This is a genomic window from Inquilinus sp. 2KB_23 (assembly GCF_052115705.1).
Classification (GTDB): Bacteria; Pseudomonadota; Alphaproteobacteria; order DSM-16000; family Inquilinaceae; genus Inquilinus; species Inquilinus ginsengisoli_A.
This window is the reverse complement of sequence record NZ_JBFRHF010000026.1, coordinates 68,820-84,740: the sequence shown is the minus strand read 5'-3', so window position 1 is coordinate 84,740 and position 15,921 is coordinate 68,820. Positions and strand designations below refer to the sequence as shown.

15 protein-coding genes are annotated in these 15,921 nt (G+C 70.0%); 6 read left to right on the top strand and 9 right to left on the bottom strand.

Annotation, left to right across the window (positions count from 1 at the left end; genetic code table 11):
• Positions 1-55 precede the first annotated feature (55 nt).
• The 6 genes from AB4112_RS27815 to AB4112_RS27790 all read right to left on the bottom strand — a co-directional run bounded on the left by AB4112_RS27815 (position 56) and on the right by AB4112_RS27790 (position 6,454).
• Entirely contained in the window at positions 56-1,012 is a 957-nt protein-coding gene (locus AB4112_RS27815; RefSeq protein WP_309801539.1) for a hypothetical protein, read from the bottom strand.
• A 61-nt stretch (positions 1,013-1,073) separates the two neighbouring features.
• Positions 1,074-2,075, bottom strand: coding sequence for a Csu type fimbrial protein (locus AB4112_RS27810; protein WP_309801541.1), 1,002 nt, complete (start codon positions 2,073-2,075; stop codon positions 1,074-1,076).
• 22 nt (positions 2,076-2,097) lie between these two features.
• Positions 2,098-2,721 carry a Csu type fimbrial protein gene (locus tag AB4112_RS27805; protein WP_309801542.1) on the bottom strand — a complete coding sequence of 208 codons (624 nt, stop codon included), beginning with the start codon at positions 2,719-2,721 and terminating at the stop codon, positions 2,098-2,100.
• An 11-nt stretch (positions 2,722-2,732) separates the two neighbouring features.
• Positions 2,733-5,198 (bottom strand): fimbria/pilus outer membrane usher protein, encoded by a 2,466-nt coding sequence (locus tag AB4112_RS27800; RefSeq protein WP_309801543.1) that lies wholly within the window; start codon positions 5,196-5,198, stop codon positions 2,733-2,735.
• Complete coding sequence (locus AB4112_RS27795) at positions 5,161-5,883, bottom strand: fimbrial biogenesis chaperone (RefSeq protein ID WP_309801544.1); 723 nt, start codon at positions 5,881-5,883, stop codon at positions 5,161-5,163. Before AB4112_RS27795 ends, AB4112_RS27800 begins: the two co-directional genes overlap by 38 nt.
• Positions 5,884-5,905: 22 nt before the next feature.
• Positions 5,906-6,454, bottom strand: coding sequence for a Csu type fimbrial protein (locus tag AB4112_RS27790; RefSeq protein WP_309801545.1), 549 nt, complete (start codon positions 6,452-6,454; stop codon positions 5,906-5,908).
• A gap of 551 nt (positions 6,455-7,005) precedes the next feature.
• Here AB4112_RS27790 and AB4112_RS27785 point away from each other — a divergent pair.
• The 3 genes from AB4112_RS27785 (at position 7,006) to AB4112_RS27775 (ending at position 8,590) form a co-directional block, all read left to right on the top strand.
• The gene (locus AB4112_RS27785) at positions 7,006-7,659 is read left to right on the top strand and encodes a trimeric intracellular cation channel family protein (protein ID WP_309801546.1); all 654 of its coding nucleotides are present in this window, start codon (positions 7,006-7,008) and stop codon (positions 7,657-7,659) included.
• Between the two features lie 38 nt (positions 7,660-7,697).
• Positions 7,698-8,294, top strand: a complete 597-nt coding sequence (locus AB4112_RS27780) for a UdgX family uracil-DNA binding protein (protein WP_309801547.1) — start codon at positions 7,698-7,700, stop codon at positions 8,292-8,294.
• Positions 8,295-8,356: 62 nt separating this feature from the next.
• Entirely contained in the window at positions 8,357-8,590 is a 234-nt protein-coding gene (locus AB4112_RS27775) for a dodecin (protein WP_309801549.1), read from the top strand.
• 38 nt (positions 8,591-8,628) lie between these two features.
• On the opposite strand, the gene pseG is transcribed toward AB4112_RS27775, so the two are convergent.
• Positions 8,629-9,687 (bottom strand): UDP-2,4-diacetamido-2,4,6-trideoxy-beta-L-altropyranose hydrolase, encoded by a 1,059-nt coding sequence (gene pseG / locus AB4112_RS27770; RefSeq protein WP_309801550.1) that lies wholly within the window; start codon positions 9,685-9,687, stop codon positions 8,629-8,631.
• Entirely contained in the window at positions 9,671-9,994 is a 324-nt protein-coding gene (locus AB4112_RS27765) for a cupin domain-containing protein (RefSeq protein ID WP_309801551.1), read from the bottom strand. Before AB4112_RS27765 ends, pseG begins: the two co-directional genes overlap by 17 nt.
• A gap of 159 nt (positions 9,995-10,153) precedes the next feature.
• Here AB4112_RS27765 and AB4112_RS27760 point away from each other — a divergent pair, with 159 nt between their 5' ends.
• The 3 genes from AB4112_RS27760 to AB4112_RS27750 are packed head-to-tail and all read left to right on the top strand — an operon-like array spanning position 10,154 to position 13,500.
• Entirely contained in the window at positions 10,154-11,086 is a 933-nt protein-coding gene (locus tag AB4112_RS27760; RefSeq protein WP_309801553.1) for a substrate-binding domain-containing protein, read from the top strand.
• A 27-nt stretch (positions 11,087-11,113) separates the two neighbouring features.
• Positions 11,114-12,064: an ABC transporter permease gene (locus tag AB4112_RS27755; RefSeq protein ID WP_309801555.1), complete on the top strand. Its 951-nt coding sequence runs from the start codon at positions 11,114-11,116 to the stop codon at positions 12,062-12,064.
• Positions 12,061-13,500: a xylulokinase gene (locus AB4112_RS27750; RefSeq protein ID WP_441724278.1), complete on the top strand. Its 1,440-nt coding sequence runs from the start codon at positions 12,061-12,063 to the stop codon at positions 13,498-13,500. Before AB4112_RS27755 ends, AB4112_RS27750 begins: the two co-directional genes overlap by 4 nt.
• A gap of 72 nt (positions 13,501-13,572) precedes the next feature.
• Here AB4112_RS27750 and AB4112_RS27745 read toward each other — a convergent pair whose 3' ends face one another.
• Positions 13,573-15,603, bottom strand: a complete 2,031-nt coding sequence (locus AB4112_RS27745; protein WP_309801557.1) for a beta strand repeat-containing protein — start codon at positions 15,601-15,603, stop codon at positions 13,573-13,575.
• Positions 15,604-15,921: the final 318 nt, after the last annotated feature.

Below are 15,921 nucleotides of genomic sequence, written 5' to 3'. Positions count from 1 at the left end.
CGCGTTTTGCGCGGATGGCAAGCATAAGGGCAAAGGCGTGTTCGAGATAGGTCCGTCATCGCCCGATTTGGGGGGCGCCGACCGCCTCCAGCAGGCCCCCGATCGACGCCTTGAACCTGCCGATGAAGAGATCGACGATCCCGCTCGACCGGCTGGTGATCTCGACATTGATCCGCCGTTTGTCGGCGGGGTCGACCGCCTTGCGCACATAATCCTTCTTAGCCAGCTCGTCGATCCGGCGGACTGTGGTCGAATACGGGGCCTCGATCAGCCCGCACAGCTCCCCGACCGGCACGCCGCGGCGGCCGATCAGGGTGCTGCGGTGCAGGAACATCAGGATCTGGAAGTAGTCGACGCTCATGAACTCGTCGCCCAGGGCCTCGCCCAGCGATTTGACGATGTCGAGCGAGACGTCGATGACGGCGACGGCGCTGCCGGTCACCACGGCGTCGGCCCGGCCGGCCTGGTGGATGCCGTCGGCCATCTCCTCGCGGTGCAGGGCCAGCATGTCGGCGTGCTGGACCAGGATCTCCTGGCTCAGATCGGTCATGCGGTTGAGGGTGGAATCGATCCGCCCGACCTTGCGCCTGAAGCCCGCCAGGACGGCGATGGTGCGCCGGATCAGGCGACGGATGGTCTCGCCGCCGATCCGGCAGTCGTAGAAGCTGTGGCCGATCAGGTCGATGTTGAGCTCGGCGTCGGTGAGCAGGTCGCGGTCGCCGAGGACGATGAGCTTTCGCCGGCCGCCGCGCAGCGCCGCGAGGATGCCGCGGGCGAAGGCGGCATCGGCCGGGTCGGGCGCCGAGCCGAGATGGATGACGACCAGGTCGGGATCGACCGAGCGGATCTGCGGCATGAATTCGCCGGCGATCGGCATCTCGAACAGGTCGGCGAAGGCCTGGTTCTCACTGCGCATCAGATCGAGGTCGGACGGCCGCCGGCCATAGAGCACGGCGAGCCTGAGCTTGCCCTTCGTCGCCACGCTCACGCTGCTGCCGCGAGTGTTATCCACGGGAACCGCCTGCATTCGTCGTCATGGTCGTCGTGCCCGCATCCGGCCACCCGTCCCGTCCTCAGAAGGTTGCGGTGACGATGACGAGATCGGTGTAGGTGCCGGCGGCCGGCGCCACGGCGATCGGGGTGGTCAGCTGGGCGCAGACCTGGTGGTTGTTGATCGCGCTGACGATGGTGCCGGTGCTGGCCAAGGGCGAGGCCGTGGTCCAGGCCGAGTTGCAGCCCGGCTGGAACAGCTGGTAGGGCAGGAAGTTGGTGCCGTTCTTCATCCGCCGAGTGCCGGCGTTGACGTTCTGGCCGTTGTCGACCGTGATGCTGTAGGGCGTCTGGTAGGTGCAGCGCATGCCGACATTGCCGAAGGCCCGCACCCCGGTCGAACTCGCCTGCGCCGCCGTGACCGATCCCCAATTGCCGAAATCGACGTTCTGAAAGTTCTCGAACTGGCAGTTCTTGGGGACGATCGAGGTCACGGTGAACGAGGTGGTGATGGTTCCGGTCGTGCTGGTCAGGCCGGCCTCGCAGCTGGCGTTGCCGGCATTGAACAGATATTTGGTGATCAGCTGGTAGGTGTCGGTGTAGGTGCCGGGCCGAACGCGATCCTGCTGCTGCCGGTCGAGATAGCTCAGCGTCAGCGTGTTGGTGCCGTTGATGTTCGTCGTGGTGCCGCCGCCGACGACATACAGCTTGATGCCGCCGGTCGACTGGCTGCCGCCGCCGTCCCGGGCATAGCGGCGGTTGAACTGCTCGGTCATCTGCCAGGCCAGCCGCGAATCGGTGTCGCGGGTCTGGTAGAAGGCGTAGTCGCTCGGGCCGACCTGGTTGCCGGTGGCCCGGATATAGGCGCACAGCCGGACATCCGTGAACGCCGTGCGGCCCGAGCAGTTGTAGCTGACCTGCCCGGTCGCCGTGGCCGATGCGTTCGGCACGATGTCGACCGTCGTGGTGCCGAAATTGGAGATGTTGGTGACCGTGCAGGTCTGCGCCTGGGCGCCGGCCGACGCGAACAGCAGCACGATGGCGGCGGACAGCGCGAGGAGCAGCGGACGAAGCAGCGCGGTCATGGCTGGGGCTTTCCGGAATGCATCAATAGGCGACGGTGAGGCGGACGAGGTCCCGGTAGGTCGCCGGCTGTCCCCGGGCGGGCGGCACGGCGCGGGCGTAGACCGGGATGGTGACCGGGACCCCGGTGCCGTGGCCCGGCAGCGTGTCGATGCCCGGCCGGTCGCCCCAGACGCTCAGGCGGCCGGGATCGCTGTACAGCTGGTACGGCATGGCGGGGGCGCCGCGGCCGGGCGCCGACAGGCGGCGGCCGGCCTCGGTCGCGCCGCCGCCGGCGTCGAGGGCGACGAGGTAGGGCAGGCCGGCGGAGCAGTCGATCGCGACCGCGGCGGCGCCGTCGACCGTCCGGTCCCCGGGCTTCCAGGCGGGGAAGGCCAGCGCCGCATCCTGGTCGACGCTGCAGGCGGTGCGGATGGTGATCTCGATCCGCAGCGCCGAGAGGCCGGCGATGCGCGGCGACCGGACCACACCCGTATCGCTGCGGTTGTCGCCGGGCAGGCCGCCCAGGCCGTTGGTCTGGGTGGCCCCCTGCGGCACCAGTGGCGTCGGGATGCCCTGGGCCCGGGCGGCCGGCAGGGCCAGCCAGGCGACCGCTATGACCAGGGCAAGCGCGGTGCCAGCCAAGGTGATGAGATGCGAGGTGCGCATGGATCCTCCTCTCAACGGCATGGGACGGGGCCGATTTCGGGCTGGGCGCCCGGCACCGACTGGTAGTCGAAGCTGGCGCGGCAGCTGCCGGCGGCTTCGGGCAGGGTGACGGTGACGCTGTTCCGGCCGGCCAGGCCGGTCAGCCAGGTGCGGCCGTCATAGCCGGCGACGGTGGCCTGGTCGGTGCCGTCGAGCTGGACCACGGCGCCGACCGGCAGCGCCTTGCCGTCCGGCCCGGTCAGGCTGACGATCGCGGCGTCGACCTTCCTGACCCCGAAATCGACCACGGCGCCGGAACGGTCGGCCGGGACCACCACGGTCTGGGTCGCGTCCGGCTGCAGGTCGAGCGCCAGGTTGGCCGGATCGATCGAGATCGTGTTGTTCTGGTACGACTGCAGATAGGGCACGAAGGCGCGGCCGCCGGAATTGGTGGTGGCGACCCGGCGGTTGTTGAGCGAGACGTCGACATTGGGGCCGCCGGCCTTGACCACGGCGAAGGCGTCGTCGACCCGGTTGGCCAGGAACACCCCGCCGCCGGCGGCGACGATCGAGCCTTCGACCGTGCCGGTGACGCGGCCGAGGTCGCCGGACTGTTCGAGCGATCCGGACATGTAGGCGACGGCGGCGCGGTAGTTGACCGAAGCGGCGCGGTTGCCGGTGCCGTCGACGGCCTCCTGGTCGCGGACCGACCAGCCGAGCGAGCCTTCCTCGAGCCGGGCCGACTTGGTCAGGCTGGTGTCGAAGCTGGTGCGGTTGCCAGTGCGCGAGACATTGGCCGAGCCGGTGATGTCGCCGCCCAGGGGAATGGTGACGCCGGCGAAGATGCCGTAGTTGCTGCGGTCGTCGAAATCGCCGTAGCCGGTGACGTAGACCGAGACGTCGTCGAACACCGTCCGCGACCAGGAGGCGGTGAGGATGCTGGAATCGCCGTCCTTGCCGGCGCCGCGGATGCGGGAATAGCCCAGGCTGAGCGAGGACGGGTCGAAGCCGAGCGGGAAGGACAGGCCGACGCGGTCGACCTCGCGGGCCCGGGCCGAGATCGGGGCGTCGTTGTTGTGGCGGCGGTCGACCACCAGGCCGATGTCGTTGTAGTCGCCGATCATGCGGTCGGCGCCGACATAGAAGGAATAGCCGTTGCGCGAGACCTGGTAGAAGGCCGAGACCTTGCCGCCGGTCTCGTCCCCATCCTTGCCGCCGTATCGGCTGCCGGTCAGCGAGGCGTTGACGGCGCCGTAGGGGCCCATGCTGGCGACGAAGCCGGCGCCGCCATTGACCAGGCCGCGGGTGGCCTCGACATGGCTTTCCAGGGTGAGCCAGTCGTCCAGGCCGTAGCGCATGCTGGCCGACCCGGCGAGGCTGCGGTCGTATTTGAACGAGCTGTCGCCATAGCCGAGACGGACGAAGCCGAGTTCGGCGGAGAAGTCGAAATAGCCGGCGCGCAGCATGTCGGGCGCGAAGAAGTAGGAGCGCTGGGTGACGACCTCGCGGCCCAGCGCATCCTTCATGACGATGCGGGCGTCGCCGCCGCCGCCGAGGAAGGGCAGGCCGGTGAAGTCGAACGGCCCGGCCGGGACCTCGCCGGAGAACACCTTGATGTTGTTGAGGTAGAGGTCGAGCGTGGACGGGACCGAGGCGGTGCCGCTGAGGTTGGGCACCGGGCTGGTCACCAGGTCCGGCCGGATGTCGAAGTTGCGTTTGATCTGGATGCCGCCGAGCCGGTAGGACGAGTTCCAGGACAGCGAGCCGGAGATGGTGTCGCCGACCTGGTAGACCAGCAGGTTCTCGGGGTCGGTGTAGCGCCAGGTGCTGTCCAGCCGGGTCAGGCCGTTGCTGCGATCGTCGAGATGGTCGAAGGCGTTGACCCGGGCCAGCGCGGTGTTGGAGAGGATGCCGTAGGGCGTCAGCAGCCGGGCGTCGAAGCTGCCGCTCAGCGTGCTCGACGTGCTGCCGCCGCCCCAGTCGTACTGGGACGTGCCGTACAGCGTGTAGTTCATCAGGAAGCCGAGGTCGGACCGCACCGCGGACAGGTCGACCGGCCGGCTGCCGGCGCCGACATCGACGCTGGTGGGCACGCGGGCGTCCTCGGGGGCGGTGAAGACCACGATCTGCCTGGGCTCGTCATAGCGCCAGGTGACGCCGGCCAGGCTGTCCAGCGGGATCAGCCCGGCATCGTCGACGGTGCCGATCTTCGGCTTGATGCCGGCGGTCTGCAGGTCGCCGGGGGTGGCGGCCAGGTGGCCGTTCGGCAGGCGCTTGAAGGTGGCGAGGGTGCCGGTCGAGCGGTCGTTGACGGTGACGCCGAGCAGCAGGTCCTGGCTGTCGCCGGACATGTCCTGGGGGGACACGTCCTGGGGCGCCGGCACGTCCTGCGCCGCCGCCGGTGCCGCGGCACCGGTGGTGGCGAGGATGGCGAGCAGGCAGCAGGCGGCGATGCGCGACTTAACGGCCCGCGACGGTCGCCGTCTGGTTGACTGCATAGTCGTCCCCGTTGGCCGTGATGTTGACGCTGCTGCCGGGCTGGATGCGCTGGGCCCCGGCGGCCGCGGTCCAGCGCTTGGTGCTGCCCGGCAGGACGTAGCCGTTCAGCCCCTGGCCGAAGGAGACCCGGCCGGCAGGGGAGGCGACCGTCAGATTGGCGATCTTGGCGTGGCGGTTGCCGGTGTTGGTGGCCTCGACCACCAGGCCGCTGCCGTCGCGGCGCACGTCCCAGCGCAGCTCGGCGCCGGCGCTGCGGTCGGCGAAGAACACCGGGATGGAATAGCGGATGACCAGGTTGACCGCGTCGGCCGGGCGCCGGACGTTGACATCCGGCAGCTCGTCGACCAGCAGGCGATAGGTCTCCTCGCCGGCGGTGACGGGCGCCGCAGTGCGGGCGACGCGGATGGTGTAGGTGGTGCCCGGCTGCAGCGTGGCGGCCGGCGGGCTGGCCACCACATCCTTGGCGGGCGCCAGTTGGTCGTCGCCGCCGGTCTGCGTCCAGCCGTAGACACGGACCTGGACGTTGACCGGGCGGTCGCCGTTGTTGCGGAGATTGACGGAAGCCGCCTGGGCCGGCGCGGTCAGGTCGACGGTGACGGGCGACACCTGGAGGGATGCCGCCCGACCGTCCTGCGCGAAGACCAACCCAGGGACAACCGCGAGTAGCGCGAGAAGACGGCGCATCGGGGTGTCCTCAGGGTCCGGATCAGTAGGTGACGGTGATGGTGACGGTGTCGGTGTAGACGCCGGCCGTCGGGGTGGTCTGCGGCGGGACGCGGCCGAACACCTGGCTGCTCTGCACCGTGCCGTCGGCGGTCTTGGAGACGACGTTGCCGCCGGCGCCGGTGGTGTTGCCCCAGACCGTGGTGCGGGCCGAATCCTGGTACAGCTGGTAGCTGACGAATTCGGTGCCGGTCTTCATCCGACGGGTGGTGACGTCACCCGGGGTGGCGGGGTTGGTGCCGGCGTTCAGGCCGATCTGGTAGGCGGTGCCGTTGGTGCACTGCACCTGGATCGAGCCTTGGCCGCTGGTCGAGGTCTGGCCGTCGACATTGCTGTTCAGCACGCCGTGGCTGCCGAAATCCAGGATGGCGTCGCCAGCGCCGGTGCCGCCGCTGCCGGCATTGACCTGGCATTCCTTGGTGATGGTGATCTTGACCTGCAGATTGCCGGTCGCGGTCGCGGCATCCGCGACGGTGAACCACCCGGTCGCGGCCAGGGCGGCCGCGGCGAGGATCGGGGTAACAGCCTTCATTATCCACTCCAGAGATGTGTTGTGACAGCCCGGGCTTCTTGACTGCCCGGTTCAGCCCGCATCCCCCTTTGGCCGCGCCGGCGCCGCGAGAAAGCAGGGCCGGCTGGACGAGTCGTGCGATCTGAAATGTGCGGTCCATGCGGCCCCCGGTTCCCCCCGGCAGCGCATTGGATCCGATTTATAATAAATTTTAGGTAATTTTGATCAAAGTCGGCAAGTAGGAATTTCCGGCGTTCCGAAGAAATGTTCCCAAGAAAATCGTCATAGGAGAAAATTCTTTTCCGAATCAAAGAGATGGATCAGGCGACCGGGCGTCCGCCTTACGGATCTGCAAAGCCGCCGCGCTTGTGGAGGGGGCGGCGTCCTACCGCGTTATGCAGCGACCTGGCCGATCCATCGATGCCGCGCCGAATCACCTGCTGCGGCGATGATGCCGGTGCCGTGTCGTCGGGCTCGCCGTCCGCCGCCCGTCCTGATATCGGTGCGGGATCACCGGGCCGGCGCGCCGCCGCACCGGAAGCGGATGGCGCAGTCCATCGGGGGCGGATGGGATGCTCGGTACGATCGGGGCTTGGCTGGACTGGATCGGCGTGGCCGTCTTCGCCCTCACCGGGGCGCTGGTCGCCGCGCGCCGGCAGGCCGACCCGATCGGCTTCGCCATCCTTGCCACCACCACCGGCATCGGCGGCGGCACCCTGCGCGACCTGCTGCTCGGGGCCGGCCCGGTTTTCTGGATCACCGATCCGGTCGACCTGCTGATCTGCGTTGGCGTCGCCATGGTGGTCTTCTTCGGCCACCCGACCTTCCCGATCCGGGCCGGGGACGGCCGCCGCCGCCGGGTCATCGTCTGGGCCGATGCGGTCGGCATGGCGCTGTTCGCCGTGACCGGGGCCGAGAAGGCGCTGGGCGCCGGGGCGCCGGCGGTCTCGGCGATCGTGCTCGGCACCATGACCGCCACCTTCGGCGGCATCATCCGCGACGTCATCATCGGCCAGGTCACGCTGATCGTCAGCGGCGAGATCTACATCACCGCCGCCGCCTTCGGCGCCACCGTCTACGTGCTGGCGCGGCTCACCTTCGGTGATGCCCTGCTGGCCGCCTGCCTCGGCGCGGGGGCCGCCTTCGGCCTGCGGGCGCTGGCGATCGGGCTCGGCTGGTCGCTGCCGCGGTTTCCGCCGTCGCCGCCGGATCCGCCGCCCGCCTGATCGCGGAACCGGCCGCGCGGCCTCGCCATTGTCCAGGCATGGCCACGCCATCCCTGAAGACCCTGGCGGCCCAGGCGCGCCGTTGCGAGCGCTGCCCGCTCTACCGGGCCGCGACGCAGACGGTGTTCGGGGAAGGGCCGGCGGATGCGACGATCGTCTTCGTCGGCGAGCAGCCGGGCGACCAGGAGGACCGGCAGGGCAGGCCCTTCGTCGGCCCGGCCGGGACCATCTTCGACAAGGCCCTGGCCGAGGCCGGCATCGCCCGCGACCGGGTCTACGTCACCAATGCGGTCAAGCATTTCAAGTTCGTGCCGCGCGGCAAGCGCCGGCTGCACAAATCCCCCGACAGCTATGAGATCGACCGCTGCAAATGGTGGCTCGACCGCGAACTGGCGGCGATCCGGCCGTGTCTGACCGTGGCCCTCGGCGCCACCGCGGCGCGGGCGCTGACCGGGCGGCCGGTCACCATCTCCCGCAGCCGCGGGCAGGTCATCGATCTCCCGGACGGCCGGCGCGGCCTGATCACCACGCATCCGTCGGCGCTGCTGCGGATGCCGGGCGCGGAGGCGCGGCAGCGGGCCTATGCCGAGTTCGTCAAGGACTTGGCCCTCGCGGCCGATGCGATCACAGTCTAGCGGCGGAACCGACCTTCACCCGTCCATTCCCCGGAAGAGACGAACAGAAGAGGAAAGCGATCATGGGAAACGTCTACGCCATCACCGAGCTGGCCGGGTCATCCGAACTGGGCCTCGAGGATGCGATCCAGGGCGCCATCGCCACCGCGTCGAAGACCCTGCGCAATCTCGACTGGTTCGAGGTCAAGGAGATGCGCGGCCACATCAAGGACGGCAAGGTCGCCCATTACCAGGTCGTGGTGCGCCTCGGCTTCCGCTACGACGACAAGCTGCCCGGCACCGCCCCGCTCGGCTGATTGCCGCGTCGCCGGCCGGGCTGGTTCAGGCCAGCCGGTCAGTGCAGCCCGGCCAGCATCGCCGCCGCGACCCGTTCGGCGCCGTGGCCGTCGCACAGCGCGGCGGAGGCCAGGGACAGCCGGTGCAGCCGGTCGGGGTCGCCGAGGAAATCCGCGACCGCGTCCCGGATCGCGGCATCGTCCAGCGCCGCCGCGTCGCCGGCCAGGGCGACGATGCCGGCTTCGTCCAGCGCCTGGGCGGTCGGGCGCTGGTTGTCGGCCAGGATGAAGGCTAGGGTGGGCAAGCCCAGGCAGCACCGCTCCCAGCTGCTGCTGCCCATCGCGCCGATCGCCGCATCCGCCTCCAGCATCGCCTGCGCCATGTCCTCCAGCCCGACATGGCAGCGCAGGCGCGGATCGGCGGCGGCGATGGTCCGCACCCAGGCGATGCTCGGGGCGGTGGGGCCCAGCACGATGTCGGCGCGGGTGAAATCCGGGATGGTCGCCAGCGCGGTGCAGACCCGGCCGGTGATGCCGCCGACATCGGTCAGGCCGAGGGACACCAGCAGGGTCCTGGCCGGCGAGGGGCTTTGCCGCCGCTCCAGCGCCGCCGGCCGCAGCGCCGGGAAATCCGGCCGCAGCAGCGCGTAGTCCAGGCCGATCATGCGCCGGCAGCCCGCCGGCAGCAGCGGGTCGTAGGCGGCGGGATCGGTGCCGAAATTCTGGTTCAGCAGCAGGTCGCACCGATGCGGCGCCGCGACCAGGTCGTCGATCACCAGGACGCGTCGCGCCGCGGCGGCGACCGCCTGTTCCTCGGGGGCGGTCCAGCGGTAGAGGTCGCAGACCACGACATCCGCGCCATCCGGCCATTCCGACCGGATCGCCGCCACCGTCTCCTCCGGCCCGGGGCCGACGATGCGGACCGTGGCGGAATCGAGGGCCGGCACCGTCGCCGGCGCCGCCGCGTTGACCAGGAACAGCGAGTCCGCCCCGCGATCCGCCAGCGCCCGGGCCAGCGACAGGCAGCGCATGCCATGGCCGCCGCCGATCGCGGCCGACGCTTCCAGCCGGAAGGCGATGCGGGGCCTGCCCCGACCGGCGTCAGACGGCACGGCCATCCAGCGCCTCCGGCCGCTTGATCTCGATCTCGACGAAGGCGACCGGGTGCGGCGATCCGTTCATCACATCGTGGCGGATGCCGGCGGGGCGGCGGTAGGACTGGCCCTCGGCCAGCGGCACCGCCGTCTCGGTCTCGCCATCGTGGATCCGCAGGGTCCCGGCCTTCAGCATGACGACGAAATAGGGATGACCGTGCTCGTGCCATCCGGTGGCGGCGCCCGGTTCGAAATCCCACCGTGTGATCCGGACGACATCATCGTCCTGCTGCACGGTCGGCGTCGCCCGCGGCGCGCTGTGGAAGGCCATGTCATCCCCCAATTCCGGGTCGGTCGCATCGGCCGCCACACTGCCGGCTGGGGCGGGTGTGAAGCAAGCGATGGCGGCGCCGGCGCGATGCATGGCGGTGTCGTTGTCAGCCCCGGTCGAAAGAGGCTAGACAGGACGAAACCTTCGGGAGAGGCGGGGATGATGCGGGGATCGGCACGGGGTGGCGCCGCGATGGTGGCGGCGGTGCTGGCAGCGGGCCTCGCAGGTCCGGCGGCGGCCGAGACGGTGTCGGTGCTGACGCCCTACCTCTCCGCGGTCGCGACCGGCGAGATGGTCGAAACCCTGAAGGCCGACGCCGCGGCGCGCGGCTGGACCGTCTCGGTGGTCGACACCGCGGGCGATTTCGGTGCCCTGGCCAGCCGGGTCGAGGATGTGGTCAACGCCCGCACCAGCGCCATCGTGCTGGTCTCGCTCAACCCGGCGCAGATCCAGGACCAGGTCGGCAAGGCCGCGGCCGCCGGCATCCCGGTCTTCACCATCGACGGCGCCGCCGGGCCGGGCGTGACGCTGAACGTCACCTCGGACAACCACGCCCTGGGCAAGGCCATGACCGACTACCTGTTCGGCCGGCTGGGCGGCCACGGCGCCATCGTCCGCTTCTTCTTCTCCGCCCATCCCGGCGTGCATCAGCGCGAGATTGCGCTCGACGAGGCGCTGCAGGCCACGCCGGGCATCCGCCAGGTGGCCGACCACTACGTCCAGGTGCCGGGCCAGATCGACGACAGCCGCAACGCGATGGAGGCGATGCTGGCGGCCAACCCGGCGCCGGGCGCGATCAACGCGGTCTGGGCGGCCTGGGACGAGCCGGGGATCGGCGCCCTGCTGGCGCTGCAGGCGGCCGGGCGCAGCGACATCGTCATCACCGGGATCGACGGCAACCCCCAGGCGCTGGACCTGATCCGGCAATGCACGCCCTTCATCGCCACGGTGCGGCAGAACTTCGCCGACATGTCGCGGATCACGGTCGAGCAGATGGCCAAGGTCTTCGCCGGGGCGGCGCCGGATGCGGCCGAACTGTACGCCCCCGGCACGCTGATCACGCGCGAGAGCCTCGGCGTGACCTGCCCGTGACCCTGGCAGCCGGGCGGAGGGTGGGACATGCGGGCTGAGGCGCCGACCCGGCTGGTCGAGCGCTTCGGCACGCCGGCGGCGCTGGCCCTGATCGCGCTGGGCTTCGGCCTGGCGCGGCCGGACGCCTTCGCCACCGCGGCCAACCTGCTCGCCGTCACCCAGCAGATGGCGATCCTGGCGATCGTCGCCACGGCGGCGACCTTCGTCATGGTGATCGGCGAATTCGACCTCTCGGTCGGCTTCGTCGCCTCCCTGGCCGGCGTGCTGGTGGTCAAGCTGCTCGCCGCCGGCTTCGGCGTGGCACCGTCGATCCTGCTGACGCTGGGCGCCTGCGCCGCGGTCGGCGCGGTCAACGGGCTGGTGGTGCACGGGCTGCGCGCACCGTCCTTCATCGCCACCCTGGCGATCGGCACCATCGTCTCCGGCCTGGCCTATTGGCTGTCCGGCGGCGCCAGCCTGTTCCAGGGCATCCCGGCCGGTTTCACCGTGCTGGCCCGGGCCGCGGCCGGGCCGGTGCCGGTGCTGACGCTGTGGATGCTGGCGGTGCTGCTAGCCGCCGGCGGCACCCTGGCCGCGACCGTGTTCGGCCGGCGGCTGATCGCGATCGGCAGCAACCGCGAGGCGGCGCGCCTCTCCGGCGTGGCGATCGGCCGGCCGATCGTCGCCGTCTTCGCCATCGCAGCGGGGCTGTCCGGCCTGGCCGGGGTGCTGTTGGCGGCCCGGCTGGGCAGCGTCCAGCACACCATGGGTGAAGGCCTGCTGCTGCCGGCCTATGCCGCCGTGTTCCTCGGCATGACCGCGTTCCGCGGCGGCCGGCCGAACATGCTCGGCACCGCCGTCGGCGTCGCCATCATCGCGGTGCTGGCCAACGGGCTGACCATCCTCAATGTCGAACCCTTCTTCCAGAAGATGGTGACCGGCGCGATCATCATCGCCGCGGTGATGTTGCGCCGCTTCGGCATGGCGGCGGCCCGATGAGCGTCCTCCTGGTCTTCGATCTCGGCAGCACCGCGCTGAAGCTGGTTGCCTTCGCCGAGGACGGCCGCCCGGCGCAGCAGGTCGAGGTGCGATACCCCACCCGGGCGACGCCCGATGGCGGGCAGGAGCAGGATCCGGAGGATTGGTGGAACGCCGCCTCCGCCGCCTGCTCCTGTCTCCCGGCAGCGATGCGCGATTCGGTCCGGGCGATCGCGCTGGTCGGCACCATGGAAAACCTGGTGCCGCTCGACGTCGATGGCCGGCCGGTGCGGCCGGCGCTGCTGTACAGCGACGGGCGCAGCAGGTCGGTGTTCCCGGCGATCCGCGACCGGCTGCTGGCCACGGGCAGTGCGGCCGTGCTGGGCAACGCGCCCGGGCCACTGAACACGCTGTGCAAATTCCTCTGGCTGCAGCAGGCCGAACCGGAGGCGGCACGGCGGGTCGCCACCATCCTGCCGGGGGCGAAGGATTATCTGGCACTGCGCCTGACCGGCGAGATCGTCACCGACCCCACCGCCGCCACCACGGTGGGGCTGATGGACCTGGCGCGGCGCGACTGGTCGGCCGTCCTGGTCGAAGCGGCCGGCCTCGATCCGGCCCTGCTGCCGCCGATCCGGCCGGCCGACACGGTGATCGGCACCTTGCGGCCGGACTCGGCGGCGGCGCTCGGTCTGTCCCCGGGCTGCCCGGTGGTGAATGGCTGCGGCGACGCCGCAGCCTCGACCGTCGGCGCCGCCGCCGACGGCCAGCTGCATGTCTATCTCGGCACCAGTGGTTGGGTCGCGCGCAGCCGGCCGCTCGATCCCGCGGTGCCGCCGCGGGCCTTCACCACGCTGGCGCATCCGCGGGCCGGCTGGGCGCTCGAGATCGCGCCGCTGCTCACCGCCGGCGACGCCGCCGGCTGGTTCGGCCGGATCGCCGGGGCCGATCTGGCGGTGCTGGACGCCGAGGCGGCGGCGGCGGATGCGGCACCGCCGGAGACGCTGTTCCTGCCCTATCTCAAGGGTGAACGCTCGCCCTTCGTCGACCTGGCGCTGCGCGGCGCGCTGCTCGATCTCGACATCACCCAGGGCCGCGGCGCCCTGCACTATGCGGTGCTGGACGGGGTGGCGCTGGCGCTGCGCAACAATCTCGACGCGATGGCGGCGGTGCCGGGCCCGATCCGGCTGACCGGCGGCGGCGGCGCCAGCCGGATCTGGCCGCAGCTGATCGCCGACGCCTGCAGCCGCACGGTCGAATGCGCCGACCTGCCGACCGCGACCACGGCGATGGGCGGCTATCGCATCGCCGCGGCGACGCTGGGCTGGCCGACGCCGCCGGATCGGATCGGCGCCGTCCATCGGCCGCGGCCGGAGCGTGCGGACCGCTCCGCGCGTCGGCTCGTCCGGTTCCGGCGTGCGACCGACGAGGCCCGGCGGCGGGCCGCCGGCGACTAGGCAAAGCAAGACTGGGCAAAGAAAAGGGCCGCCCCACCGGGCGGCCCTGCTGATGCGCAGATTTCGGCTGGGTTACAGCACGAAGTCGGTCGCGGCGAAGTTGATCGAACCGTCGGCATGGATCGTCAGATCCGCCACGCCATCGCCATTGACGTCGGCCTGGATGGTGGTGTTGCCGCCGCTGATCTCGTAGCGCAGCTCCCCCGCCACATGGCTGAAGGCCGAGTTGCCGATGAAGTTGAAGGTCTGGTCGCCGGCGACGCCGCTGTTGGCGTCGACCGCCGCCAGGTCGATCTTGTCGCCCTGGTTGGTCGCGAAGTCGACGATGCGATCGGCGGTGGCGCCGGTGCTGTCGCTGACCGAAGCGTAGATGAAGTGGTCCGCCCCGGCGTCGCCGACCAGCGTGTCGCGGCCACCGCCGCCCCGCAGCGCGTCATCGCCGTTGTAGCCGCGCAGCGAGTTGGCGTTCGCATCGCCGATCAGCACGTCGCTGAAGTTCGAACCGCCGAGGTTCTCGACATCGATCAGGATGTCGCCCTGGGCATGGCCGCCGATGCCCTGGCCGGTGGTCAGGTTCACCTGCACGCCGGCATTGCTCTCGTAGTAGTAGGCCGTGTCGATGCCGGCGCCGCCATTGAGGGTGTCGGCACCCAGGCCGCTGCGCAGGTCGTCATTTCCGGCGCCGCCGCTGAGCACGTCGTTGCCGTCGCCGCCGCGCAGCTGGTTGTTGCTGGCGTCGCCGGTCAGCGTGTCGGCGAAGTGCGAGCCGATCAGCTTTTCGATGCCGCTCAGCGTGTCGCCCTGGGCGTCGCCGCCGATGCCGGTGCCGGTCGAGAGGTCGACGCTCACCGCGGCCGAGGACTTCTCGTAGCTCGCCGTGTCGCCGGTGCCGGCGCCGCCGTTCAGCACGTCCGCCCCGGCGCCACCGACCAGGTAGTCGTCGCCTTCGTTGCCGTTGAGGATGTCGTTTCCGGCGAGGCCGCCAAGCTGGTTGGCCTGGGAGTCGCCGGTGATGACGTCGTTGAAGGCGGAGCCGGCGACGTTCTCGACATTGACGATCGAATCGCCGGCTGCCTCGCCACCGGTGTTGATGTTGGTGGCCAGGTTGACGGTCACGGCGGCGTGGGAGTTCGAATAGTAGATGGTGTCGATGCCGGAGCCGCCGTCGATGGCATCGGCGCCCGCGCCACCGACGATGGTGTCGTTGCCGCCGGCACCATTGATCACGTCGTCGCCGTTGTAGCCGTTCAGGGTGTTGGCGTTGCCGTCGCCGGTCAGCTTGTCGTTGAAGATGCTGCCGGTCAGGTTCTCGATGGCGATCAGCACATCGCCCGAGGCGTGGCCGCCGGTGTTGATGCCGGTGCTCAGATTCACCGAGACGGCGGCGTTGGAGTTCGAGTAGCTGGCCGTGTCGCTGCCGATGCCGCCATCCAGCGTGTCCCCGCCGGCCCCACCCACCAGGGTGTCGTCGCCGTTGCCGCCCGAGAGGATGTTGACCGCGGCGCTGCCGATCAGCAGGTCGTTGAAGCGCGAGCCGATGACGTTCTCGATGGCGATCAGCGTGTCGCCCTGGGCATCGCCGCCGGAACCCGTCTCGCTGGTCAGGTTGACGGTGACGCCCGCACTCGACTCGACGTAGTTCGCGGTGTCGATGCCGGTGCCGCCATCCATCCGGTCGGCACCCGCGCCACCGATCAGCAGGTCATTGCCGGCGCCGCCGAAGATGGTGTCGTCGCCGGCCAGGCCGGCCAGCGTGTTGGCCGTGGCGTCGCCGGTGATGCTGTCGGCGAAGGCCGACCCGACCACGTTCTCGAAGCCGAGGCTGACCAGGTCGCCGGTGGCGTCGCCGCCGTTCGACAGGCTGATCAGGCCGAGCAGGCCGGGTTCGAGGCTGACATTCACCGCCGCGGGAGAGGTCTGGTAGCTCAGGGTGTCGAGGCCGTCGCCGCCGCTCAGCACGTCGGCGCCGCCCTTGCCTTCGATCACGTCGTTGCCGTCACCGCCGCTGATAAAATCGATGATGTTGCCGCCGGTGAGGACGTCGTCGTTGCTGTCCTCGAGATTGATGCCCAGCAGCCCCAGGAGGTCCAAAGATAGTGCCATAATCGTTCTCCGCTATCGCGTTCTAGTACCGTGACCTAGCGCTGCCGGCAGACGGCGCCGCTTCTCGACCTACGATCACAAAATCATCGCTGCTACACAACTTAAAGGATCATGACAAAAGGAGGAGGTCTGTTTGCTTGGACAAGATTTACAGGGGCTTTGATTATCAGATTGCGATTTCTCGGTGAAAAATTTCTGCAGAGTATTTTATAATTTCTGGTGAAAGGAATATTATTTCGTAAAATGCCATGGCAGGAGAAAATTGTCTCATGCGGGAGCGGCTTCGTTGCGAAGTGCGAATGGATGGCGGCCCTGAGC